Source organism: Bacteroides sp. 43_46 (assembly GCF_001915455.1).
Classification (GTDB): domain Bacteria; phylum Bacteroidota; class Bacteroidia; order Bacteroidales; family Bacteroidaceae; genus Bacteroides; species Bacteroides caccae.
This window is the reverse complement of record NZ_MNQN01000099.1, coordinates 54,772-79,540: the sequence shown is the minus strand read 5'-3', so window position 1 is coordinate 79,540 and position 24,769 is coordinate 54,772. Positions and strand designations below refer to the sequence as shown.

General features: G+C 44.3%; 19 protein-coding genes and 1 riboswitch. Of the genes, 10 read left to right on the top strand and 9 right to left on the bottom strand.

Features of this window, described 5'->3' with window-relative positions:
• Nucleotides 1-41: 41 nt before the first annotated feature.
• Nucleotides 42-512, bottom strand: a complete 471-nt coding sequence (locus BHV72_RS08540) for an Lrp/AsnC family transcriptional regulator (protein ID WP_005677110.1) — start codon at nucleotides 510-512, stop codon at nucleotides 42-44.
• A 177-nt stretch (nucleotides 513-689) separates the two neighbouring features.
• Here BHV72_RS08540 and BHV72_RS08535 point away from each other — a divergent pair, with 177 nt between their 5' ends.
• Entirely contained in the window at nucleotides 690-1,976 is a 1,287-nt protein-coding gene (locus BHV72_RS08535) for an O-acetylhomoserine aminocarboxypropyltransferase/cysteine synthase family protein (protein WP_005679842.1), read from the top strand.
• A gap of 66 nt (nucleotides 1,977-2,042) precedes the next feature.
• Nucleotides 2,043-2,282 (top strand): hypothetical protein, encoded by a 240-nt coding sequence (locus BHV72_RS08530; RefSeq protein WP_005677108.1) that lies wholly within the window; start codon nucleotides 2,043-2,045, stop codon nucleotides 2,280-2,282.
• Nucleotides 2,283-2,384: 102 nt separating this feature from the next.
• On the opposite strand, the gene BHV72_RS08525 is transcribed toward BHV72_RS08530, so the two are convergent.
• Entirely contained in the window at nucleotides 2,385-3,296 is a 912-nt protein-coding gene (locus BHV72_RS08525; protein WP_005677106.1) for a mechanosensitive ion channel family protein, read from the bottom strand.
• Between the two features lie 94 nt (nucleotides 3,297-3,390).
• A riboswitch (TPP riboswitch) is annotated at nucleotides 3,391-3,487 on the top strand.
• Between BHV72_RS08525 and BHV72_RS08520 the strand changes: the two genes are divergently transcribed.
• Genes BHV72_RS08520 through BHV72_RS08510 form a run of 3 tightly spaced genes read left to right on the top strand, consistent with a single transcriptional unit; the run spans nucleotide 3,488 to nucleotide 6,984 of the window.
• A complete protein-coding gene (locus tag BHV72_RS08520; protein ID WP_005677104.1) occupies nucleotides 3,488-5,740 on the top strand; it encodes a TonB-dependent receptor in 2,253 nt (750 codons plus the stop codon).
• Between the two features lie 15 nt (nucleotides 5,741-5,755).
• Nucleotides 5,756-6,361, top strand: coding sequence for a nicotinamide riboside transporter PnuC (pnuC, locus tag BHV72_RS08515; protein ID WP_005677103.1), 606 nt, complete (start codon nucleotides 5,756-5,758; stop codon nucleotides 6,359-6,361).
• Nucleotides 6,358-6,984 (top strand): thiamine diphosphokinase, encoded by a 627-nt coding sequence (locus tag BHV72_RS08510; RefSeq protein WP_005677102.1) that lies wholly within the window; start codon nucleotides 6,358-6,360, stop codon nucleotides 6,982-6,984. The genes pnuC and BHV72_RS08510 overlap by 4 nt, the downstream gene beginning before the upstream one ends.
• Before the next feature lie 176 nt (nucleotides 6,985-7,160).
• Here the strand turns inward: BHV72_RS08510 and thrC are convergent, their stop codons facing one another.
• The 3 genes from thrC to thrA are packed head-to-tail and all read right to left on the bottom strand — an operon-like array spanning nucleotide 7,161 to nucleotide 12,132.
• Nucleotides 7,161-8,462 (bottom strand): threonine synthase, encoded by a 1,302-nt coding sequence (gene thrC, locus BHV72_RS08505; protein ID WP_005677101.1) that lies wholly within the window; start codon nucleotides 8,460-8,462, stop codon nucleotides 7,161-7,163.
• Between the two features lie 13 nt (nucleotides 8,463-8,475).
• A complete protein-coding gene (locus tag BHV72_RS08500) occupies nucleotides 8,476-9,684 on the bottom strand; it encodes a cofactor-independent phosphoglycerate mutase (protein WP_286855581.1) in 1,209 nt (402 codons plus the stop codon).
• Between the two features lie 6 nt (nucleotides 9,685-9,690).
• Nucleotides 9,691-12,132, bottom strand: a complete 2,442-nt coding sequence (thrA, locus tag BHV72_RS08495) for a bifunctional aspartate kinase/homoserine dehydrogenase I (RefSeq protein WP_250539453.1) — start codon at nucleotides 12,130-12,132, stop codon at nucleotides 9,691-9,693.
• 398 nt (nucleotides 12,133-12,530) lie between these two features.
• Between thrA and BHV72_RS08490 the strand changes: the two genes are divergently transcribed.
• From BHV72_RS08490 to BHV72_RS08475, 4 genes are all read left to right on the top strand, one after another.
• Nucleotides 12,531-13,568 (top strand): asparaginase, encoded by a 1,038-nt coding sequence (locus BHV72_RS08490; RefSeq protein WP_149921662.1) that lies wholly within the window; start codon nucleotides 12,531-12,533, stop codon nucleotides 13,566-13,568.
• A 220-nt stretch (nucleotides 13,569-13,788) separates the two neighbouring features.
• Nucleotides 13,789-15,156, top strand: a complete 1,368-nt coding sequence (gene radA / locus BHV72_RS08485) for a DNA repair protein RadA (protein ID WP_005677094.1) — start codon at nucleotides 13,789-13,791, stop codon at nucleotides 15,154-15,156.
• Nucleotides 15,157-15,213: 57 nt separating this feature from the next.
• A complete protein-coding gene (locus BHV72_RS08480) occupies nucleotides 15,214-16,875 on the top strand; it encodes an NAD(P)/FAD-dependent oxidoreductase (protein WP_138333507.1) in 1,662 nt (553 codons plus the stop codon).
• A 6-nt stretch (nucleotides 16,876-16,881) separates the two neighbouring features.
• Complete coding sequence (locus BHV72_RS08475) at nucleotides 16,882-17,484, top strand: response regulator transcription factor (protein ID WP_005677091.1); 603 nt, start codon at nucleotides 16,882-16,884, stop codon at nucleotides 17,482-17,484.
• A gap of 19 nt (nucleotides 17,485-17,503) precedes the next feature.
• On the opposite strand, the gene BHV72_RS08470 is transcribed toward BHV72_RS08475, so the two are convergent.
• A complete protein-coding gene (locus tag BHV72_RS08470) occupies nucleotides 17,504-18,838 on the bottom strand; it encodes a WD40-like domain containing protein (RefSeq protein WP_055172297.1) in 1,335 nt (444 codons plus the stop codon).
• 189 nt (nucleotides 18,839-19,027) lie between these two features.
• On the opposite strand from BHV72_RS08470, the gene BHV72_RS08465 reads away from it, so the two are divergent.
• Nucleotides 19,028-21,406 (top strand): TonB-dependent receptor, encoded by a 2,379-nt coding sequence (locus BHV72_RS08465; protein WP_182423234.1) that lies wholly within the window; start codon nucleotides 19,028-19,030, stop codon nucleotides 21,404-21,406.
• A gap of 111 nt (nucleotides 21,407-21,517) precedes the next feature.
• Here the strand turns inward: BHV72_RS08465 and glmM are convergent, their stop codons facing one another.
• The 3 genes from glmM to BHV72_RS08450 form a co-directional block, all read right to left on the bottom strand.
• A complete protein-coding gene (glmM, locus tag BHV72_RS08460) occupies nucleotides 21,518-22,909 on the bottom strand; it encodes a phosphoglucosamine mutase (RefSeq protein WP_005677088.1) in 1,392 nt (463 codons plus the stop codon).
• Between the two features lie 36 nt (nucleotides 22,910-22,945).
• Entirely contained in the window at nucleotides 22,946-23,599 is a 654-nt protein-coding gene (gene bamK, locus BHV72_RS08455) for a BamK family beta-barrel-assembly machinery protein (protein ID WP_022042309.1), read from the bottom strand.
• Nucleotides 23,600-23,717: 118 nt separating this feature from the next.
• A complete protein-coding gene (locus BHV72_RS08450; RefSeq protein WP_005679834.1) occupies nucleotides 23,718-24,755 on the bottom strand; it encodes a DHH family phosphoesterase in 1,038 nt (345 codons plus the stop codon).
• Nucleotides 24,756-24,769 lie beyond the last annotated feature (14 nt).

Here is a 24,769-nt window from a genome sequence, read left to right as displayed (position 1 = left end):
GCAAAAAGAAGTTAAGTATGCTACATAACATATTTAGAGCACTAAATATGTATCCCATACCGGTGTTTCACCTCAGCCATGACAAAAGTACTTTCCAATGACCCCAGACTATCGATAGTGCCCAGTACATTTAGAATAAACTCTTGATAATACTTCATATTCGGAGCATGAATCTTGAGCAGATAATCATAACTTCCCGATATATTATAGCATTCGGTTACTTCAGGAATATCTTGTATGATTCGCGTAAACTCTGCTGCAATATCCCTGTTCAGCCGTCTGAGCTTCACACTGCAAAACACGACGAATCCCTGATTCAACTTTTCAGCATCCAGCACAGCAATATATTTCTTTATATATCCGCCGCTTTCGAGCCGTTTGAGCCGTTCAAAGACAGGAGTTGATGAAAGACTCACCCGTGCAGCCAACTCTTTTGTCGTCAATCGGGCATTCTCTTGCAGAGTACGGAGTATCTGCAAATCCACTTTATCCAATTTATCAAAAGTATCCATAGAAAAATATTCTTCTAAAGGGTGAATATCGAGAACAAGACAGTATCCTTATTCTATATAACGGTACAAAAATAGTATTATTTTCTATATTTTAGCTATATATTGTTCGATATTCCTACGCCGTCTAACTTTGCAAGAAAATAAAGACAAAATATTAAACTTTAAAAACATACGATTATGGAAAGAAAGAACTTACACTTCGAGACATTACAGATTCATGTAGGACAGGAACAGGCAGACCCGGCAACAGACGCCCGTGCAGTACCTATCTATCAGACAACTTCCTATGTATTCCATAACTCCGCTCATGCAGCCGCACGTTTCGGCCTGCAAGATCCGGGAAATATCTACGGACGCCTGACAAACTCTACACAAGGCGTTTTCGAAGAACGCGTAGCTGCCCTTGAGGGAGGAGTAGCAGGGTTAGCAGTTGCTTCCGGTGCTGCCGCCATCACTTATGCTTTCGAAAACATTACCCGTGCGGGCGATCATATTGTAGCAGCCAAGACGATCTACGGAGGAAGTTACAACCTGCTGGCACATACCTTGCCCAGTTATGGAATTACAACAACTTTTGTTGATCCGAGCGACCTTTCCAATTTTGAAAAGGCTATTCAGGATAATACAAAAGCCGTATTTATAGAGACATTAGGCAACCCTAACTCCAACATTATCGATATAGAGGCAGTATCCGAAATCGCTCACCGCCATAAAATTCCTTTGATTATTGATAATACATTCGGCACACCGTACTTAATTCGTCCTATCGAACACGGTGCAGATATTGTAGTACACTCTGCCACAAAGTTTATTGGTGGACACGGTACCTCACTAGGAGGAGTAATCGTAGATTCTGGTAAATTCGACTGGGTGGCTTCGGGCAAATTCCCGCAACTCACCGAGCCCGACCCCAGTTATCATGGAGTACGCTTTGTGGACGCTGCCGGTCCGGCTGCCTATGCAACTCGTATCCGTGCCACTCTACTGCGGGATACCGGAGCTACTATCAGCCCATTCAACGCCTTCATTCTGTTGCAGGGACTCGAAACGCTGTCATTGCGTGTAGAGCGCCATGTAGAAAACGCATTAAAAGTAGTAAGCTTCCTGAACAATCATCCGAAAGTAAAGAAGGTCAATCACCCTTCACTGGCCGATCATCCGGACCATGCACTATATCAACGTTATTTCCCGAATGGTGCAAGTTCTATCTTCACCTTCGAAATAAAAGGAGGACAGGAAGAAGCACATCGCTTTATTGACAGCCTGGAAATTTTCTCTTTACTGGCCAATGTGGCTGACGTAAAATCACTGGTCATTCATCCGGCAAGTACCACTCATTCGCAACTCAACGCGCAGGAACTTGCAGAACAGGAAATTTATCCGGGCACTGTCCGTTTGTCTATCGGCACGGAGCATATCGACGATTTGATTGCCGATTTGGAACAGGCACTTGCTAGAGTCTAGTCCGGAACACTGAACTTTCCATGACTGCCGAACGTTATACCAATATAACATTAAAACATTGCAGTCATGGAAAAATATTTAATACACAGCAACGAACTGCATCTGATAGACGCAGAGAAAATTCACCAAGCAGTAGAAAAAATGGTGGAATCACTCGATATGGCCGCAGGGTCAACCACTAATTTCGACCTTTATATGGTGGTGGAAAACTATTTTAAGGATCTGGAGAAAAGAAGAAAGATCAACCATGTGCTGGGGATGAAAGAAGACAGATACGAACTGGCCGAAGATTTCGGCATAAAATAAAAGAAATTCCTTTTCCAATCACACCAGACAATTTTTCATCTATAAAACGAGAGAGCCTCACTGAAGTGAAACTCTCTCGTTTTTGCATATAGCGTAGAATTATCAATTTCCCTGATGTACCGTAAGTTGCGGGAACGGGAAGTTAATGCCTTTTTCATTAAAGGTGGCATAAATTGCCTTGTTGATATCAAAATAAACTCCCCAATAATCGGCGCTGTTCACCCATACACGGGCTACTACATTCACACTGCTGGCATCCAATGCATGAAGAGCGATAAATGGAGCCGGATCTTTCAGGATACGTTTGTCCGCAGCCAAAATATCAGTCACGATCTGCTGCACTTTATCGTAATCTTCACCATAGTCAACTCCTACAATCCATTCCACACGACGGGTAGTCTGCGTATTATAGTTCGTCACTACTCCGCTGCTCATTGCACCGTTCGGTATATAAATCACTTTGTTATCTCCCGTAGTCAAAATGGTATGGAAGATCTGGATTTCTTTTACCGTTCCGGAAACTCCCTGGCTTTCAATCCAGTCGCCTACTTTATAAGGTTTGAATAAAAGCACGATCAGTCCTCCTGCAAAGTTCTGCAAATTGCCGGACAAAGCCATACCGACAGCGACACCGGCCGAAGCCAACAAAGCTGCAAATGATGTCGTTTCAACTCCCAAAGCACCGACAACGGAAATAATCAACAGAATGGTCAGCAGAATATTTACCAGACTTTTGACGAAAGTCTTGATACTGATATCCACTTTTCTTCTATCCATGAGACGTCCGACAAAGCGGTTGAGCATTGAAATAAGGAAACGTCCTACAATAAAGACGATGACCGCAATCAAGATACGCTCTCCGGCACGAATGGCAAAATCCAGCAGTTGTTGGGTGATGAGCGATAGTTTATCTAAGCCGTCGGCATTAGCAATCGCTTCTTTCATTAATTTATCTGCAACGACCTGCGTAGAATCCGCAACCTGTGTTGCTGTTGCTTGAAATAATAGTAGCATAATTTATCTGAATTAAAATGAATAAACTGTTGTTTGGTTATTTCAACAAACGACAAAGTTACATTGTTTTAAGCAAATCTAAATTTTGTCACCGATTCACTGGTAGGGGTGCCTTAACATGACGGGCTGAGAACATACCCATAGAATCTGATCCGGGTAATGCCGGCGTAGAGAACTAATTAATAAGCAAGATGAAAAAAATAGTATGGAGTGTCGTCGCCTTATTGGGCGTAGGCATTACTGTCCATGCACGAACGAGTGCAGAATCCGACAGTTTGAAAGTAATTAACCTGCAAGAAGTGCAGGTAGTATCTACACGTGCCACAGCAAAAACACCGATGGCATTCACCAATATAGGAAAAGCAGAACTTAAAAAAGTAAACTTCGGACAGGATATTCCTTACCTGTTGAGCATGACTCCTTCTACCCTGACCACATCGGATGCGGGAGCCGGTATCGGTTACACAACCCTCCGTGTACGCGGAACCGATGGTACACGCATCAACATCACCGTGAACGGGATACCGATGAATGACGCCGAAAGCCATAATTTGTTTTGGGTAAATATGCCGGACTTTTCTTCTTCCGTAAAGGATATGCAAGTGCAACGCGGTGCAGGAACGTCCACCAATGGGGCAGGTGCATTCGGAGCCAGCGTCAATATGCAGACGGAAGGTGCGGCAATGAAACCGTATGCCGAGTTCAACGGCTCTTACGGTTCTTTCAATACGCACAAGGAAACGGTGAAAGTAGGAACTGGACTGCTGAACAACCACTGGACTTTTGACGCCCGTCTTTCCAACATCGGTACGGACGGATATATCGACCGGGCTTCAGTAGACCTCAACTCTTACTATCTGCAAGGAGGATATTTCGCAGAGAACACTTCCGTCAAACTGATTGCATTTGCCGGAAAAGAAAAGACTTATCATGCCTGGGGATATGCAACGAAGGAGGAAATGGAGAAATTCGGAAGACGATATAATCCTTGCGGGGAAATGTATACCGACGCTGACGGCAACAAACATTATTATACGGACCAAACGGACAACTACCTGCAAAAGAACTACCAACTACTTCTTAACCATAGTTTTTCTACCGCATGGAATCTGAACGTAGCCTTACACTATACCAAAGGCGACGGGTATTATGAAGAATATAAACCCGGAAGCAGCCTGGTGGAATACGGGTTAAAACCATTCAACCCGGACGGAACGGAAACTAACGAAAGCGACCTTGTCCGACAAAAGAAAATGGACAACAAATTCGGGGGAGGTGTATTCTCCCTTAATTATACAGGAAACCGCCTGACCGCTTCCTTAGGAGGTGGCCTCAACCAATACCGGGGAAATAACTTCGGAAAAGTGACATGGGTGAAAAACTATATCGGCAACCTGTCTCCCGAACATGAATATTACCGCAACAAATCAAAGAAAACCGACGGGAATATCTATCTGAAAGCCAACTATGATCTGACCAGCACGTTAAGCGCTTATGCCGACCTGCAATACCGCCATATTGATTACACAATCGATGGAGTAAACGATAAATATGACTGGAATAAAAACGCCCTGCGCCCGCTAGCCGTAGATAAGAAATTCGATTTTTTCAATCCGAAAGTCGGCTTAAACTGGAATATAACTCCCAATCACCGCCTGTACGCTTCTTTCTCCGTAGCACAGAAAGAACCGACAAGAAACAATTATACGGACGGCGATCCCGACTCCTACCCGAAAGCCGAAAAACTGCTTGATTACGAAGCGGGATATACGTTTGCCAACCCATGGCTGACGGCAGGTGCCAACTTCTACTACATGGATTACACCGACCAACTTGTCCTGACCGGTGCTTTAAATGATATTGGTGAAGCACTGACCGAAAACATTCCGGACAGCTACCGCATGGGAATCGAATTAATGCTCGGTATCAAACCGTGCAAATGGTTTCAGTGGGACATCAATGCCACATGGAGCAAGAATCGCATCAAGGATTTTGTGGAAAGTCTGCCGGGCTATCATTATAACGCAGATGAAACAGTAACTTCCCTTCCAACTGTCCTGATAAAGCATAAAGACACCCACATCGCTTTTTCGCCGGACTTCCTGCTCAACAACCGTTTTTCTTTCAATTATAAAGGCTTCGAGGCTTCCCTGCAATCGCAGTTTGTAAGCAAACAGTATATGACCAATGCGGAAGTAGAAGAACTGACTCTTGACAAATACTTTGTCAGCAATCTCAATCTGGCGTACACCTTCCGTCCCAAGAAGATTCTGAAAGAAGTCACATTGGGATTCACCGTTTACAACCTCTTTAACGAGGAGTATGAAAACAATGGTTGGGCTTCAAGCGATTACACCGATACAGTGGAAAACCGGGGAAACTATGCCGGCTATGCCGCACAAGCCGGAACAAACGTCTTGGGACACGTGTCTTTCCGCTTTTAATGACATCAGCAGATTATGGAACTGGACTTTTTAGAAATATTCGGTACGCTGGTCGGTTTAGTCTACCTTTGGTTGGAATACCGGGCTAGTATCTATCTTTGGATAGCAGGTGTCGTCATGCCTGCCATTTACATCTTTGTATATTACAAGGCGGGACTGTATGCCGACTTTGGCATCAATATCTATTATCTGATAGCCGCTGTCTACGGTTGGTTTTTCTGGATGTGGGGACACCGGAAAAAGAAGTGCCGGCCGGCAGACCAGCCAACCGCCGGTCGCTCCAAAGACCTCCCTATCGTGCACACTCCGTGGAAATGTTACCTTCCACTGGCAGTTGTATTCATTGTCGCCTTTATCGGCATTGCATGGATACTTATCGAATATACCGACAGTAACGTTCCGTGGCTGGATAGCTTTACCACTGCCTTGAGTATTGTCGGAATGTGGATGCTGGCACGCAAATACATTGAACAATGGTTTGCCTGGATTATCGTCGATATCGTCTGCTGCGGACTTTATATCTATAAAGACCTCTATTTCACCTCAGCTTTGTACGGACTTTACTCCATTATAGCTATCTTTGGCTACTTCAAGTGGAAAAAACTAATGAACATACAATGATAAACGAACACTATACTCCCGAGGCAGTGATACTGGCCAACGGTGAATACCCAACTTGCCCCGTTCCTCTGACAATGCTGGAAGAAGCAAGTTTTGTTGCTTGCTGTGACGGTGCAGCCAATGAGTACATTTCCCGCGGACATACTCCGGATGTGATTGTCGGCGACGGCGACTCTCTTTCAACAGAATACCACAAACGCTTCTCCCCTATTATACATCAGATACCCGATCAGGAAACGAACGACCAGACTAAAGCCGTCCGGTATCTGCAAAAGAGAGGATTCCGGAGAATTGCCATTGTCGGAGCGACCGGCAAACGGGAAGACCATACATTGGGAAATATCAGCCTACTGCTGGATTATATGAAAAGCGGCATGGAAGTACGGACCATTACTGATTATGGAGTATTTGTTCCTGCAAAAGATACACAAACCTTTGCTGCTCATCCCGGACAGCAGATTTCCATTATCAATTTCGGAGCGAAAGGATTGCAGGGAGAAGGATTGGTTTATCCGCTAAGCGATTTCACCAATTGGTGGCAAGGCACGCTCAATGAAGCGACTTCCGATGAGTTTACAATTCATTGCACGGGAGAGTATTTAGTATTCCTTGCTTTTATGTAAAACAGACATCGCTGTGCCAAGTTTGTTCCACCCCATTGACACAGTTGTGCCATCGGCTTGGCACAACTGTGACACAGCGTTGTCACAATCGTGCCAAGGCGGTGGCACACACCCTTATCAGGAACCCTTCCAGCTGCTACCTGTACGTTGAAAAATGCGGCAACAGGAAAGAATACTTAAAGAGAAAGCAGATAGTTCTTGAAATCTGCAAATTCCTTTGTCATCTGCAAACTTTTCTTCTCGCCTTTCATAAACTCCTGCAATTTGGCAGGTATCTCTACCGATTCGCCGATAATGCTTTCTACTGTTTCAAGGAACTTGGCCGGATGAGCCGTTTCAAGGAACACACCGGTCTCGCCTTCTTTCAGTCCTTCGACCAAGGCACGGTATCCGCAAGCCCCGTGAGGGTCGAGCAGGTAGTGATGTTCTTTCCAGGTTTCTTTTACCGTTTCGCGAATCTGCTCGTCAGTGTAAGTCGTACCCGAAATCTCGGCAGAGATAGCGGCATGAGAATTGCCGTACAAGTCGATTACACGGGCAAAATTACTCGGGTCACCTACATCCATAGCATTGGCAATCGTAGCAATGGAGGGACGGGGATTGTACTTGCCTGTCTGCAGGTACTGATAGAAGATATCATTACGGTTGTTGGCGGCAATAAAACGCTTGATGGGTAATCCCATTTTCTTTCCGAACAATCCGGCAGTGATGTTTCCGAAGTTTCCGCTAGGAACACAAATCACAGCATTAGCCGCTTTTCCGGCACGCTTCAACTGGGCGTAAGCATAGAAATAATAGAATGCTTGCGGCAGGAAGCGGGCTACATTGATAGAGTTGGCGGAAGTCAGGGAAAGATGTTCATTCAGTTCCTTATCCATGAAAGCGGCTTTTACCAATGCCTGACAGTCATCGAATGTTCCGTCTACTTCAAGTGCAGTGATATTCTGTCCCAATGTAGTGAACTGTTTTTCCTGTATCTCACTGACTTTTCCTTTCGGATAGAGCACATATACATGAATACCTTCCACCCCCAGAAAGCCGTTAGCAACAGCGCTTCCCGTATCACCGGAAGTAGCTACCAGCACATTGACATTCTTCTGTCCTTCTTTTTTAATGAAGTACCCCAGCAGACGTGCCATGAAACGGCCGCCTACATCTTTGAAAGCCAGTGTCGGTCCGTGGAAAAGTTCCAGAGAATAGATATTGTCCGCTACCTTTACCAAAGGCACATCAAAACTTAATGTATCATATACTATCTGTTTCAGTGTATCGGCAGGAACATCTTCGCCAAAGAACGCATCAGCAACACGATAGGCTATTTCCTGAAAAGACAATGTATCAATCGTATCGTAGAACTCTTGCGGAAGAGGTTTGACAGTCATAGGCATAAACAGTCCCTTATCGGCTGCAAGCCCTTTCACCACTGCTTCCTGGAGGGAAGCCATTGGTGCTTGTTTATTCGTACTATAATATTTCATAATCTGTGGTGACTTATTTCATGAATTCTTTTATAAACTCGTCTTCTTTCAACACACCGTAACTACCGTTGCAGGCAGCTACCTCGTCGTATACCTGCACCTCATCGGGTTCGATGCCCGGATACCAGATAAGGAACGGGATCGGTTCGGACGTATGCGTGCGAAGTTCACAGGGGGTAGGATGATCGGGCAGAACGGCAATCGCTACCGGTTCGTTCCAGTCTTTCACTGCTTCGTAAATAGGTCCTACGGCACGTTTGTCGAGATTCTCGATCGTGAGAAGTTTCAGGTCGATATCCCCTTCGTGCCCCGCCTCATCGCTGGCTTCAATGTGAAGATAAACAAAATCGTCCGTTTTCAGGGCTTCCAGTGCGGCAGCTACTTTATTCTCGTAATTCGTATTATAAAGCCCGGTCGCCCCTTCCACAGCAATACGACGCAAACCGGCATAGTAACCGATTCCGTTAATCAAGTCAACAGCCGAGATTACCGCTCCCTTTTTCACTTGCGGGAAAGTTTCGGAGAAGGTAGGCATTTGCGGACGATACCCCGGACTCCAGGGCCAAATACTGTTTGCAGGGTCCTTGCCTTCTGCCATGCGTTTCAGGTTTAACGGGTGGTTCTTCAACAGTTCCTGCGATTTCAAAATCAAGTCGTTAACCAAGTCTGCCGTTTCCTGCGCTTCCGGTGCCAGAGGTTTCACCATTAGCGGACGGAAAGGTTTCAAAGGCACATCGTGCGGAGGGGTACAGTCGAGTTCTTTATTTCCCCCTTTGATAACCAACAAATGACGGTACTGTACTCCTGTATGGAAACGCACGCGGTCGTTGACCAGTTTTTCTTGCAGATATTGAATCAGCACGTCCGCTTCTTCGGTAGATATATGTCCGGAAGAGTGATTCTTCAGAATCTCCCCTTCCACACAAATCAGATTACAACGCATTGCCATTTCTCCCGGTTGCAGGTCTACACCGATGCTTGCCGCTTCCAGTGGTCCGCGACCCTCGTACACTTTCGGGAGATTATATCCCAGTACGGACATATTGGCAACCTCACTGCCCGGATGAAAGCCTTCGGCTACGGTTATCAACCGCCCGTTACGTCCCATGCGGGCCAACTTATCCATGTAAGGCGTTTTGGCATATTGCAGGAGCGTCTTGTCTCCTAATGACTTCACAGGCCAATCGGCCATTCCGTCACCCAATATGATAATATGTTTCATAAGGCATTAAACGTTTGCGATGCTCATAATATCGGCAAATACTCCGGCAGCCGTCACTCCGGCACCGGCACCGTACCCCTGAATCATCATCGGATATTCTTTATAACGTTCCGTAGTCAGCAAGATGATATTGTTACTGCCTTCCAGACCGTAGAACGGGTGGTTGGCTCCTACTTCCTGCAAACCGACAGAAGCTTTTCCGTCTTCCAGTTTGGCAACGAAACGCCAATGTTTATGCTCTTTTTCCAATACTTGGCGGCGAGCTTCAAAGTCTGCGTCGAGACTGGGCACCCGTTTCCAGAAGTCGTCCAAGGAACCTTCGAAGAAGTCGTTCGGCACAAAGAGATTTTTTTCCACATCTTCCTGTTCGATGCGGTATCCGGCTTCACGCGCCAGAATCACCAACTTGCGGATAACGTCTTTTCCACTCAGGTCGATGCGCGGGTCGGGTTCGGAGTAACGTTCCTCCTGCGCCATTTTGATAGTACGGCTGAAAGGAATGTCGGCGCTAATCTTATTGAAGATATAATTTAATGTACCCGAAAGTACTGCTTCGATTTTCAAGATTTTGTCACCACTATGAATCAGGTCGTTGATAGTGTTGATAATCGGAAGTCCGGCACCTACGTTCGTTTCAAACAGATATTTCACACCACGCTGGCGGGCGATCGTCTTCAGTTCACGATAGTTTTCGTATGCCGAAGAAGCGGCAATCTTGTTGGCAGCTACAACGGAAATATTGTGTTGCAAAAGATCTTTGTAGAGTGAAGCAATATCGGGACTGGCCGTACAATCTACAAATACGGAGTTGAAGATATTCATTCCTACAATCTCGTCACGAATTGTCTGCAGATTACTGTCTTTTCCTTTCTGCTGCAACTCTTCACGGAAATTGGCGAGGTCGAACCCTTCACGGCTAAACATCGCTTTCGTTGCGTCAATGATACCTACAACGTGCAGTTTCAGTCCGTTTTCCAGCATTAGCTTCTCTTGCTGACAACGGATCTGCTCTACCAGGCTCCCGCCTACCGTACCGATACCGCAAATAAACAAATTCAAGACCTGATATTCGGACAGGAAGAAAGAGTCGTGGATAACGTTCAGCGATTTACGTAATGATTTTGCATCGACAACGAAAGAGATGTTGGTTTCCGATGCGCCTTGTGCACAAGCGATCACATTGATACCGTTGCGTCCCAGCGTACCGAACAATTTACCTGCAATGCCCGGCGTATGCTTCATGTTCTCACCTACAATGGCGACTGTCGCCAAGTTTCTTTCGGCGAGAATCGGGGAAATTTCTCCCATTTCTATCTCTTTCGCAAATTCTTCGTTCAGCACTTCACAAGCCAGGTCTGCATCCGCATTGCGTACACCGATAGAAGTACTGTTCTCCGATGAAGCCTGCGAAACAAGGAATACACTGATTCCATTCTTCGCTAACGCCTTAAAGATACGGTAGTTCACACCAATCACACCTACCATACCCAATCCCTGAACGGTAATCAGACTGGTATCATTGATAGAGGAAATTCCTTTAATCGCCTTGCTATGCGGATTGGAGACTTCTTGTTTGATGACGGTCCCCACTCCATCCGGATTGAACGTATTCTTTATTATAATAGGAATATTCTTATGATATACGGGATAAATCGTCGGCGGATAAACTACTTTCGCACCGAAGTTACAAAGTTCGGTTGCTTCTACATAGCTAAGTTCGGAGATAGTATAAGCCGTTGAAATTACACGCGGATCAGCAGTCATAAAGCCATCCACATCTGTCCATATCTCCAGACTGTCGGCATTGAGCGCCGCAGCAATGATGGCAGCCGTATAATCCGAACCGCCGCGACCGAGATTGGTTACTTCTCCGGTTGTCTTGTCGGAAGAAATAAAGCCCGGCACCAATGCTACTTTCGGGATAGAGCTGAAAGTCTCTTTTACCAGTTTGTTGGTCAGATCAGCGTCAATCGTATGTTTGTTATGCTTCTTTTCAGTTTTGATAAAAGTACGCGAATCGAACCACTTGGCATCCTTAATCAGCTCGGCAACAATGATAGATGAAAGGCGCTCGCCATAGCTTACGATTGTGTCCGAAGTCTTCGGGGAAAGGTCTTTAATCAGGTAAATACCCTGGAAAATATCCTTCAATTCATTCAGCAATTCGCCAATCTGACGTTGCAACGCCACTTGCCCTTCTCCGGCAGAAACCACCTCTTTAATCATTTCCACATGACGATAAACAATTTCGCGGAACTCACCCTCATAGGCCGAATCTCCGGTAGCCGCCATTTTCGATGTGTTTATCAATTTATCAGTGATGCCTCCCAATGCGGAAACTACTACAATAACCGGTTCGCCGGCCGATGCCGACTCTACAATTCTCTTTACACTTAAAATGCTGTTCACGGAACCTACGGACGTTCCGCCGAATTTCATTACTTTCATGAAGATACTTATTTTAATGCAATGTCCTGTGTATAGTTTTACAGAACGATTGGTTGTTTACGAAAAAGTTTAATTTGAATTTTGCCTACTTACACAGGCGTGAATCACGTAGATACACAAATACTATCCCTCAACCCCAAAGGGTCATGGTGCACATGGATGTGACTGTATGCGGATAGTACTTCATCATAGTCCTTGTTTCTACTCTTGTTTTTGATAAGTGTCGCAAAAGTAATAATAAAAACATTCAATCTATCACTTTTTCCCGTTTTTTTCTGATAAAAAGAATCCTACGTTTCTTTTCTCCTCAATCAACAGACAGCATTTTTATGACATTTTGCTACTTATTTATCAATTATATTGTTATATTTGCGAAAACAATCGCAGAAAATTAGCTTATGTACCCTTTAAATACTTCCGTATTGTTAATATACACAGGTGGAACAATTGGTATGATTGAAAACACCACAACCGGTGCTTTGGAGAGTTTCAACTTCGAACAACTTCAGAAACACGTTCCCGAATTGCAGAAATTCAACTTTCCAATTGATACTTACCAGTTTGACCCTCCCATGGATTCTTCGGACATGGAACCGGATATGTGGCGGAAGCTGGTCTGTATCATTCACGAAAATTACGACCGCTATCAGGGATTCGTCATTCTGCATGGCACGGACACAATGGCGTACACTGCGTCAGCACTCAGCTTCATGTTGGAAGGACTGGGCAAACCTGTTATTCTGACAGGTTCGCAACTGCCGATAGGGGTACTCCGCACGGACGGAAAGGAAAATCTGATGACGAGTATTGAAATTGCCATTGCACAGAATAAGGAAGGAAAAGCGCTTGTCCCGGAGGTCTGTATCTTCTTCGAGAACCATTTGATGCGGGGAAATCGCACTACCAAAATAAATGCCGAAAACTTCAACGCTTTCCGGTCATTCAATTATCCGGTACTGGCCGAAGCAGGGATTCATATTAAATATAATAATGTACAGATTCATGTGAACGGAGAAGAACGGGAATTGAAACCGCACTATTTACTGGATACCAATGTGGTCGTTCTGAAACTTTTCCCCGGCATTCAGGAGAATGTAGTGGCTGCCATTCTGAAAATAGAAGGATTGAAAGCGGTAGTACTCGAAACGTACGGTTCCGGCAACGCTCCCCGGAAGGAATGGTTCATCCGCTTGCTCTGCCAGGCCAGTGCACGGGGAATCATCATTGTCAACGTGACACAATGTAGTGCAGGTACCGTAGAAATGGAACGTTACGAAACCGGATATCAGTTGTTGCAGGCAGGGGTCGTCTCCGGATATGACAGTACGACGGAGTCCGCCGTTACCAAATTAATGTTTCTGTTGGGACACGGCTATACGCCGGACGAGGTGCGTGACCGGATGAACCGTTCAATAGCGGGAGAAATAACTCTGTAAACTTACCGGCTCTATATAACGTTCCGTCCGGCATTGAGGAAGGTATCCGGTACCGATGAGGACTTCTTTCCTTACCGTCCAACAGTTAATAACATTTCAGCAATAACGATGAGTTTGGAAACGGATGATTGAACAATAAACTGATTTTGCCGGGATTTGTTTTGCGCGTTGAACAGATTATACATACTTTTGTATTCTCTAGAAAACTAATAAGAATACAATGGCTAAAGAAAAGACCGTATATGTGTGTAGTAACTGCGGACAGGATTCACCGAAATGGGTAGGCAAATGTCCGTCGTGCGGAGAATGGAATACGTATGTTGAGGAAATCGTACGGAAAGAGCCGGTTAACCGCCGGCCGGTATCGGGCATAGAAACGCAAAAGCCCAAGCCGGTTATTCTTAGTGAGATCATAGCGGACGATGAACCGCGAATCAATATGCATGATAATGAACTGAACCGCGTACTGGGCGGCGGACTTGTTCCGGGTTCTTTAGTACTGATCGGCGGCGAACCGGGAATCGGAAAATCAACTCTCGTCATGCAAACCGTACTCCGTATGCCGGAAAAGAAAATCCTTTATGTATCCGGTGAGGAAAGTGCACGGCAATTAAAATTACGTGCCGACCGTCTTTCTGAGGTTTCCAGCGACTGCTTCATCGTTTGTGAGACTTCCCTTGAACAGATTTATGTCCATATCAAAAATACGAATCCGGATTTGGTTATTATCGACTCCATACAGACTATCTCTACGGAAACCATCGAATCGTCTCCCGGAAGTATCGCTCAGGTCAGAGAGTGTTCGGCATCTATCCTACGTTTCGCAAAGGAGACTCATACGCCGGTCTTGCTTATCGGACATATAAATAAAGAAGGGAGCATTGCAGGCCCCAAGGTGCTGGAACATATCGTTGATACAGTTCTCCAATTTGAAGGTGACCAACATTATATGTACCGTATTTTACGCAGTATCAAGAATCGCTTCGGTAGTACGGCCGAACTGGGTATTTATGAGATGCGGCAGGACGGGCTACGCCAGGTGAGCAATCCTTCGGAACTACTGCTTAGCCAAGACCATGAAGGAATGAGCGGAGTAGCAATCGCTTCTGCTATCGAAGGAGTACGTCCCTTCCTGATTGAGACTCAGGCTCTGGTAAGCTCCGCTGTTTATGGTAATCCCCAACGTTCGGCAACCGGATTTGATATACGAAGAATGAATATGCTTCTGGCCGTCCTCGAAAAACGTGTCGGGTTCAAGCTTGCACAGAAAGATGTATTTCTGAATATCGCCGGAGGACTGAAAGTGAATGACCCGGCCATCGACCTCGCAGTTATCAGTGCCATTCTTTCTTCAAATATGGATGCAGCTATCGAACCGGAAGTCTGTATGGCAGGAGAAATCGGTTTGTCGGGAGAGATACGTCCGGTGAACCGGATTGAACAACGTATCGGAGAGGCCGAGAAGCTTGGCTTCAAGCGTTTCCTGTTGCCCAAATATAATTTGCAAGGCATTGATACGAAGAAGCTAAAGATAGAGTTAGTGCCCGTAAGAAAGGTAGAAGAGGCGTTCAGGGCGTTATTCGGATAAGACACTGATTTATGTTATCTGCCTTATCTTTTTATAATCTAAAGTAACAACAACCAAATGATACAAGAATACCAACTCCGCGTACTTCCCGAAATCGCAGCGAACGAACAACGGCTGAAAGAATATCTCTCTGAAGAGAAAGGACTAAATTTACGCAATATCAATGCTACCCGCATCTTAAAGCGAAGCATTGACGCTCGTCAGCGAACGATTTTCGTCAATCTGAAAATACGGGCCTACATCAACGAAATGCCTGAAGAAGATGAATACGAGCATACGGTATATAATAGTGTGGAAGGAAAACCACAAGTAATTGTGGTTGGTGCAGGTCCCGGCGGATTGTTCGCCGCTCTGCGCCTTATCGAACTCGGATTACGCCCGGTGATTGTAGAACGCGGAAAAGATGTGCGTGAACGGAAAAAGGACCTGGCGCAAATCAGTAGGGAACATACGGTAAATCCGGAATCCAATTATAGTTTCGGAGAAGGGGGGGCAGGAGCTTATTCGGACGGGAAACTTTATACCCGCAGTAAGAAAAGAGGAAATGTAGACAAGATATTCAATGTATTCTGCCAGCATGGAGCTTCTACGGCTATACTGGCTGATGCACATCCGCATATCGGAACGGACAAGTTGCCGCGTGTCATTGAAAATATGCGGAATACGATTCTCGAATGTGGCGGAGAAGTACATTTCCGGACAAGAATGGATGCGTTGATTATTGAGAATAACGAGATCAAAGGCATTGAGACAAATACAGGAAAGACTTTTCTAGGTCCTGTGATACTTGCAACCGGGCATTCGGCAAGGGATGTTTATCGTTGGCTCGCAGCTAATAATGTAACGATTGAGGCAAAAGGTATCGCTGTCGGTGTCCGTCTGGAACACCCGGCAACACTGATCGACCAGATACAATATCATAATAAAAACGGAAGGGGAAAATATCTCCCTGCTGCAGAATATAGTTTCGTCACCCAAGTTGAAGGCAGAGGCGTGTATAGTTTCTGTATGTGTCCCGGCGGCTTTATCGTCCCTGCAGCCAGCGGACCGGAGCAAGTGGTAGTGAACGGTATGTCGCCTTCCAATCGTGGCTCGCGCTGGAGTAATTCGGGAATGGTGGTAGAGATACAGCCGGAAGATTTCATAAATGAAGAGTTGAGAATGGAAAGTGGAGAGTTAGCTGCGCAACAAAATGAACAACTACTCGCTCTTAACCCTTCTCTCAGTAGCTCTCAACTTTCGATGTTCAATACCCAACTTCTCCCCCTGCACTTTCAGGAAGAATTGGAACGTCAATGTTGGTTGCAAGGCGGCAGACGCCAGACAGCTCCGGCACAGCGTATGCTGGATTTCACCCGCAAGAAGCTAAGTTATGACTTACCGGAATCTTCATATAGTCCGGGGTTGATTTCTTCTCCGCTTCACTTCTGGATGCCGGAGTTTATCAGCAAGAGATTATCACTCGGCTTTCAACAATTCGGACGCAGCAGTCATGGCTTCTTGACCAACGAAGCCGTTATGATCGGGGTAGAAACACGTACCTCTTCCCCTGTCCGCATCATACGAGATAAAGAGACGCTTCAACACGTAACCGTTCGCGGACTATTCCCTTGCGGAGAGGGTGCGGGCTATGCCGGAGGAATCGTTTCTGCCGGAGTAGACGGAGAACGGTGTGCGGAAGCAGTAGCCAACTATCTGAATCAATCATCCGAACAATAGAAAAGAATGAACTACAAACCTGAAATAGCAATTATTGAGCCAAATACTCTCTGTAGCCTGGGACTCAAATCCATATTGGAAGAGATCATCCCTATGGCAACGATCCGTACCTTCCATAACTTCAATGAGTTAATGGATGATACGCCGGATATGTACGCCCATTATTTTATCTCCGCACAAATCTATGTGGAGCATAACGCTTTCTTCCTTCCCCGGAAGCGAAAAACGATTGTCCTTGCCAGTGACAGCCCGCAATTCCAACTTTCCGGTGTTCCGGTACTCAATATTTATGAGTCGGAAGAAAAACTGGTAAAGAATATCCTGAAACTTCATCAACATGCTCATCACAACGGATATCCCGTGAAGGATATGCCTCCGATGATTCCTGCAGAACATCCTCAGGTACTTTTATCTGCTCGCGAAATTGAAGTACTCGTGCTGATTACCAAAGGGTTAATCAACAAAGAAATAGCAGATAAACTGAATATCAGCCTGACTACCGTTATCACTCACAGGAAAAACATAACAGAGAAATTAGGTATTAAATCGGTATCCGGTCTGACTATTTATGCCGTAATGAACGGATATATAGAAGCAGACCGGATATAAGTGTTTTTACTATTGACTATCAATTAGCCCATACTACTGAGTTATATGGCATATCAGAAAGATCGGTGTAATCTGTCCACTCTTTGCTGTTCCAATCAAAATCAGAAGTGGTGCGCCCTTCTTCTTTATCGGAAAAGAGCACGGTGATTGTACCGATACGGTCAGGTCTGTTAGTTATTGAAACAACTTTCTTATCGGACAATTGAACAAACGGTTCTTGTAACTGTAACTTGCTGCTCTCCTTATCCGGTTCAAGAAGACGGAAACTGCTGCCACGATTGTCACCTGATGAGTAATAAATCATGTAACCGACCTTCTTTTGGTATAATAAGGAAGGACTACCGCTATCGGGAAGTGCCATTCCGAAATAAAACGGAATAATGGCATCTGCTTCAATCCCTTCAAGTACATAAAAGCCATTTCTATAATTATACAACATGGGAACCCATTTCCCGTTTCCTTTCCTTGCCGACAATAAAATAATCTCATTACCTTGCATAAACACACCCGGATAATCCCCGAATTGTTCAGGAGTAAATCCTTCCGGAAGTTCAAATTGAGGTTCCGGCATAGGAAAATTACTCCGCGTCTTAGTTGCATAATTACTTTGTTCCAAACCTGCGGAAACATTATATAATGAATATCCTTTACCTCTCTGTTGAATGGCCGCAATATCATTTCCGCTGCCAATAACCAATGCCAGTGTATTATAATCGTAGAAACTTAAAGCTTTCCACTCGCCTGTACAGAAATCAAGGAAGAAGGGTTGCTGCACACCATTTTCTTTTGCCAGCCCGCACAGCCCATAAGTCTTTTGAAGATTGACAACCGAACGGAAGTCCGGATGTGCACTCATATCCCACGTTTTTTTACCAGTGACGGTTTCTTCAGCATACGCCCGCTCTATTGTCTTGTCGGTCTCATTTATTCCATACAGTCTGAAATCTTTAGGCGTTTGTCCATCTGCAAGTAGTACTTTTCCCAACGACATTCTCTCACTTGCCCTGTTCAGGAATATCTCAACACGTGACTCCGGCTTGCGATAAGGCATTCGGATACTCATTCCATTCGAATGCCTCTCTACAATCTCCGCACTGACAGGTCCAAGATATCCTTCCGGGAACAAGGGTTCTCCAAGATCCCAACGAAAGTCAAAGTCCACCTGGTCGCCTTCCTGAAAACCATCACCATAAATATGAACGATATCTCCCGGTTTAACCGTTTGGTTAGCTTCCGTCACCCCTGCATTAGTCACCAATATCTTTTCTGACGGGCCGTCCTTTTCATCGCTGCAAGAGGTCAACGAAAAGCAGAGAAGTGTTATAGCCCAAGCGAATAGTTTATTCTTTGTCATAATCCGTTTCTATTTAGTTCTGTTGTCGGGCAAAGATATGATATTATCAGGCAAATAAAGAATATTTCCGACAAAATCTTCCGGATATTCATAGCATATTTTGTTTTTCTATACTGCATAATCCTAATAAATGAGGATTGCCTGTCAACGATATTTGCCGTTACTTTGCACCGGACAAATTAACTACAGATGAAGACAAAGAATATTATGATTGCCCTCACGCTCCTAACGACAGGGACAGCATGGGCGGAAGATTTCCCGAAAGACTCACTGAAAGTGGTAGATATCGAAGAAGTGGTAGTAATCGCTACTCCGAAAGAGAACCGTAAACTACGTGAGTTGCCGGTAGCTACCACATTATTATCTCAAAAAGATATGCAAGCAAATCAGGTACACTCCGTGAAAAACCTGACAGGCATCGTTCCTAACCTGTTCATCCCGGACTATGGTTCCAAACTTACTACTTCTATTTATATCCGCGGAATCGGTTCACGTATCAACACCCCCTCCGTAGGGCTTTATGTAGACAATATCCCTTATATAGATAAGTCCGCTTTCGACTTCAACTACGCTGATATCGAACGTATCGACATTCTTCGTGGTCCGCAAGGTACTCTTTACGGCCGTAATACAATGGGCGGACTAATCAAGATACATACCAAATCTCCTTTCACTTATCAAGGGACTGATATCCGAATGGGAGCCGCCACCTACAACGACTATAATGTTTCACTGACACATTATCATCGTATCTCCGACCGTTTTGCTTTCTCCACCGGAGGTTTCTATGAACATACAGGAGGTTTCTTTGAGAATGCAGTACGCAACAATGAGAAAATAGATAAAAGCAACGCCGGAGGCGGACGCTTCCGCGGTATTTATCTGCCGACACCGAATCTGAAAGTCGATATGACATTGAGCTACGAATATAGTGACCAGGGGGGATATCCTTATAAATATACAGGTGTTACAGAAGGAGAAGAAACTCGCCCCGAATATATCGGAAAAATCGCCAACAACGAACGCAGTAGCTATCGTCGCGGATTATTAAACTCCGGAGTTAATATAGAATATCAAGCCAGGACATTTATTTTAAATGCGGTCACAGGCTACCAAAACCTGAATGACCGTATGTTTCTCGATCAGGACTTTACAGAAAAAGACATTTATACTCTGGAACAGAAACAAAGAGCAAATACAATTTCTGAAGAGATCGTATTCAAATCAAAGCCGGAAAAGCGTTGGCAATGGGCAACCGGAGTTTCCGGATTCTATCAGTGGTTACATACAAGCGGCCCGGTAGATTTCAGGCAAGAAGGCGTAAAAACTGTAATTGAAAGTAATGTAAACAAAATATTTGAAGGGCTTGCTGGTCCCAAGATGCGCATGACAGCCAATAATTCCATATTGGGAGTTGGCGGTAGTTTTGACACTCCGATATTAAATGGAGCTGTTTTTCATCAGTCAACATTCAATAATCTGTTTATCAAAGGACTATCTGCCACAATCGGTCTACGTTTAGACTACGAGAAGATTAAGATGGAGTATAATTCTATCAGCAACCCTCTAAACTTTGACTTCTCTTTAGCAATGGGACCTATGAATATTACCAGTAAAGGTTTGGAAGCTATAAGCTCATTCATTGGCAAGGAATCCACCGACTACGTACAATTACTTCCTAAATTCGCTCTCCAGTATGAATGGGAAAAAGGAAACAGTATTTATGCAACTGTATCCAAGGGATATCGTTCGGGAGGCTACAATATTCAGATGTTTTCTGATTTAGCACAAGGAGCTTTAAAAAATTCAATGTTGGATGCATTAGCTGCCGACCCGAACTTTTCTTTAATGGCGGAGAGAATATTAGGAATGAAAGATGAACTGCCGGAGGTGAAAGCAACGACTCAATACAAGCCCGAATATTCCTGGAACTATGAAATAGGTTCTCACCTGACTTTGTGGGAAGGTAAACTTTGGGCTGACCTTGCCGCCTTCTACATGGATACACGCGACCAACAAATTTCTCAAATGGCAGAAAGTGGTTTGGGACGTGTCACAATCAATGCAGGAAAAAGCAGAAGTTATGGTGTCGAAGCTGCCCTACGTACCAGCCTGACAAATGAGTTGAGTCTAAATGCAAGCTACGGATATACGTATGCCACCTTTACAGATTATGTAACAAAGCAAAAAGACAGTGAGGGTAATCTTACGGATAAGTCATATAACGGCAAGTATGTACCCTTCGTCCCCAAGCATACATTAAATATCGGCGGAGAATACGCTATTACTTGCAATCCCCGTTCTATCTTTGACCGCGTAGTGTTCCAAGCAAACTATAACGCTGCCGGACGAATCTATTGGACTGAGCAAAATAACGTCAGCCAATCCTTCTACGGTACTCTCAACTGGCGCACAAACTTAGAAATAGGTGATGCAATGATTAGTTTTTGGGCACGTAACTTCTTGAATAAAGATTATGCAGCCTTCTACTTTGAAACGATGAACAAAGGGTTCATGCAACAAGGACGTCCGATGCAATTTGGGATAGATCTTCGCTGCCGATTCTAAGGAACTATAAGGAGGGCGGAGATCCCCGCTCTTACAATAATTTACTTCGAATAAAAAAAGGAAGAACTGATTAAGTTCCTCCTTTTTTATTTATCCAATATCAATGAAGCGTTATTTCTTCGCTAACTCATTAATTACGTCCATAATCTTCTGACCGATTTCTTCTGCAGCTTCCATTGTAGAAGCTTCGCTATATACGCGAATAATCGGTTCCGTATTACTTTTACGCAAATGTACCCATTTGTCTGCAAAGTCAATCTTCACACCGTCGATATCGTTGATTTCCTCATTCTTATAGATTTCCTTTACCTTAGCAAGGATAGCGTCTACATCAATTTCCGGAGTCAGGTCGACACGGTTCTTGGCAATGAAGTAAGGAGGATAAGTAGCACGGAGTTCGCTGACTTTCTTTCCTTCATGAGCCAAATGGCTAAGGAACAATGCGATACCAACCAATGCATCACGACCGTAGTGGCTGGCCGGATAGATTACTCCACCGTTTCCTTCACCACCGATAACAGCATTGGTTGCCTTCATCTTTGTTACTACGTTTACTTCGCCTACGGCAGAAGCATTATATTCCATACCATACTTACGAGTCACATCACGCAAAGCACGGGTAGAACTCAAGTTAGAAACAGTGTTACCCGGAGTATGTTTCAGTACATAATCGGCAACAGTAACCAATGTATATTCCTCACCATACATTACACCGTCCTCGCAAATCATAGCCAAACGGTCAACGTCCGGGTCTACTACAAAAGCTACATCAGCTTTTCCACCTTTCATCAGGTTCATGATGTCACCCAAGTTCTTTTCAAGTGGTTCCGGGTTGTGCTGGAAGTTTCCGGTAGGCTCGCAGTAGAGTTTTTCTACATGTTTCACGCCCAGACGCTCAAGCAATTCAGGAAGAATAATACCGCCTACCGAATTCACACAGTCGATAGCTACACGGAAACCGGCTTTCTTAATGGCTTCTACATCCACTAAGTCAAGAGCCAGCACGCTATCAATATGCTTCTGATTATAGGTCAGGTCTTTACGATAAGAACCCAGATGATCTACATCTGCATAGTCAAATTCCTCAGCTTCAGCAATACGAAGAACTTCGTTACCTTCGGCTGCATTCAGAAATTCACCATGTTCATTCAGTAATTTCAGTGCGTTCCACTGTTTCGGATTGTGAGAGGCTGTCAGGATAATACCTCCACACGCGCCTTCCATTGTTACAGCCAATTCGGTAGTCGGAGTAGAAGCCAGATCGATGTCTACAACATCCCAGCCCATTCCCATTAGGGTACCGACTACTACGTTCTTTACCATTTCACCGGAGATGCGGGCATCACGTCCCACAACAATCTTATTGCTTTTTACTTTGCAAGTCTTACGTATTAAAGTAGCATAAGCCGAAGTGAATTTTACGATGTCGAGCGGATTCAATCCTTCGCCCGCTCCTCCGCCGATTGTTCCGCGGATTCCAGAGATAGATTTGATTAGAGTCATAGGTTTTAACTAATAGATTTATTTAATGTTAGTGCTTTAACTTTTTGCTTTTTCAAACTTCCAGATATCATAATAATATGGAATCACATTCTGTTGCGAAATACTATGCCCCATTTTTGAAGGAATAATCAAACGTACATGAGCATTATCCCGCAAGTATGGCAATGCCAACAGCCATCCACCGGGAATAGCTGTTCCGTACGAATTTGCTGTCCACAAATAATCATAATCAAGAGGAGTGCTTAAAACAATTCCATAAGCTGATGAATTTTCGTTGACATAACGGAATGTAAGGGGAGATCTATAATAATCAGAAGCATTAATATATTCAGGAAGGACAACATTGAAACAAGTCAACTCATTACTCGCTATATTCTTTTCTAGATAGCGGGCACAAATCACATTATTATTAGCAAAAGTATCTTCCGGATCATCCTCATTTCCACGATCTACAATCTGCATATAGACGCCATTTGAGAAAGCAACATATTCATTTCTTGACAGATCGGTAATTGTATCCCGTTCGAACTCCTCTAAGGAGATCACATTAATTGCACTATCTTTGATGAACTTATTCACCGCATTCTTTTCATCCTCCAGCATTTCTGCATAAGTCTTAGAATTGTCGCATGCCTGGAACAGACTTCCGGCTGCTATCACAGAGAGAAATAAAAATATAAGTTTCTTCATTATCTGTTAATTAGCTATATTCCGCACAAATGTATCTCAAAATCATTAAAAGTTGAAAGAGGAATGTTGAAAGTTCGTATCTTTTAACCTTTCAATATTCACTTTTAACCTTCCGCACTCAGCTTTTTGCTGTGAGTAAAGGTTTATATTTCTCCAGTGCTTTCTCAAAGACAGCTTTGGCCTCCTCCATTGTTCCGAAAAACTCACCGCCCGAGGCATTGAGATGTCCGCCTCCGTGGAAAAATTCGGCAGCCAACTGATTGCATGGAAAGTTCCCTACCGAACGAAGGGAAATTTTAATCATCGGTTTCTCCGTATCCTCACGCAGGAAGCAGGAGAAACAAACGTTTTTAATAGTAAGAGGGATATTCACAAACCCTTCGCTATCACCTTTTATATAATTAAACTTACTCTGTTCGGCTTTTGTCAATGTGATTAAGGCTGCATTGTAGTCCGAATAAACAGTCATATTAGACAACACATATCCCATTAGACGCAAACGGCTTTCCGAGTACGTATTATATACTTTACGATAGATATCATCCTTATCAATCCCTTTGGAAAGAAGTTCGCTGATGATAAAATAGATTTCCCGATTGTTGGAGTTGTAGGTGAATCCGCCTGTATCCGTCATCATACCTGTGTAGATACATTCGGCTCCTTCTTTAGAGATGTCGCTAAAATAGCCCATACGGCAGATCAACCGAAAGATCAATTCGGAAGTAGAAGAAATCTTCGGGTAAGACATCGTAATCTTACAGAATTCTTCCGGGTAAAGATGATGATCGATCATTATTTTACGTGCGGGAGAAGCTGCTATCGCATCCGCCATATCATCAATACGTTTCAATGCATTGAAATCCAGACAGCAGATTACGTCTGCTTCGGCTATCAACTTATCCGCAAATTCTTTGTAACGGTCGTACAAGAGAATGTCTTTGCTGCCCGGCATCCACCGAAGGAAATCGGGGAAAGCATTGGGAACGATTACGTTTACTGTCTTTTCCTGTGAATCAAAAAAATGGTATAATCCTAGTGAAGAACCGATAGCATCACCATCAGGAGATACATGAGATACAATTACTATTTTGTCAGCCCGTTCAAACCATTTGGTAAAATGATCTATTTTGGCTTGTTCAATTACTTTCGTCAACATACTATAATACTTTA

What these genes read in the sequence shown, in the direction of transcription:
- BHV72_RS08480 (WP_138333507.1), top strand. Translation starts at nt 15,214, where the DNA reads ATGATACAAGAATACCAACTCCGCGTACTTCCCGAAATCGCAGCGAAC.
- BHV72_RS08500 (WP_286855581.1), bottom strand. Translation starts at nt 9,684, where the DNA reads ATGAAACATATTATCATATTGGGTGACGGAATGGCCGATTGGCCTGTG.
- BHV72_RS08510 (WP_005677102.1), top strand. Translation starts at nt 6,358, where the DNA reads ATGATAAACGAACACTATACTCCCGAGGCAGTGATACTGGCCAACGGT.
- thrA (WP_250539453.1), bottom strand. Translation starts at nt 12,132, where the DNA reads ATGAAAGTAATGAAATTCGGCGGAACGTCCGTAGGTTCCGTGAACAGC.
- BHV72_RS08525 (WP_005677106.1), bottom strand. Translation starts at nt 3,296, where the DNA reads ATGCTACTATTATTTCAAGCAACAGCAACACAGGTTGCGGATTCTACG.
- BHV72_RS08535 (WP_005679842.1), top strand. Translation starts at nt 690, where the DNA reads ATGGAAAGAAAGAACTTACACTTCGAGACATTACAGATTCATGTAGGA.
- BHV72_RS08475 (WP_005677091.1), top strand. Translation starts at nt 16,882, where the DNA reads ATGAACTACAAACCTGAAATAGCAATTATTGAGCCAAATACTCTCTGT.
- bamK (WP_022042309.1), bottom strand. Translation starts at nt 23,599, where the DNA reads ATGAAGAAACTTATATTTTTATTTCTCTCTGTGATAGCAGCCGGAAGT.
- BHV72_RS08465 (WP_182423234.1), top strand. Translation starts at nt 19,028, where the DNA reads ATGAAGACAAAGAATATTATGATTGCCCTCACGCTCCTAACGACAGGG.
- radA (WP_005677094.1), top strand. Translation starts at nt 13,789, where the DNA reads ATGGCTAAAGAAAAGACCGTATATGTGTGTAGTAACTGCGGACAGGAT.
- thrC (WP_005677101.1), bottom strand. Translation starts at nt 8,462, where the DNA reads ATGAAATATTATAGTACGAATAAACAAGCACCAATGGCTTCCCTCCAG.
- glmM (WP_005677088.1), bottom strand. Translation starts at nt 22,909, where the DNA reads ATGACTCTAATCAAATCTATCTCTGGAATCCGCGGAACAATCGGCGGA.
- BHV72_RS08490 (WP_149921662.1), top strand. Translation starts at nt 12,531, where the DNA reads ATGTACCCTTTAAATACTTCCGTATTGTTAATATACACAGGTGGAACA.
- BHV72_RS08540 (WP_005677110.1), bottom strand. Translation starts at nt 512, where the DNA reads ATGGATACTTTTGATAAATTGGATAAAGTGGATTTGCAGATACTCCGT.
- BHV72_RS08520 (WP_005677104.1), top strand. Translation starts at nt 3,488, where the DNA reads ATGAAAAAAATAGTATGGAGTGTCGTCGCCTTATTGGGCGTAGGCATT.
- BHV72_RS08450 (WP_005679834.1), bottom strand. Translation starts at nt 24,755, where the DNA reads ATGTTGACGAAAGTAATTGAACAAGCCAAAATAGATCATTTTACCAAA.
- BHV72_RS08470 (WP_055172297.1), bottom strand. Translation starts at nt 18,838, where the DNA reads ATGACAAAGAATAAACTATTCGCTTGGGCTATAACACTTCTCTGCTTT.
- BHV72_RS08530 (WP_005677108.1), top strand. Translation starts at nt 2,043, where the DNA reads ATGGAAAAATATTTAATACACAGCAACGAACTGCATCTGATAGACGCA.
- pnuC (WP_005677103.1), top strand. Translation starts at nt 5,756, where the DNA reads ATGGAACTGGACTTTTTAGAAATATTCGGTACGCTGGTCGGTTTAGTC.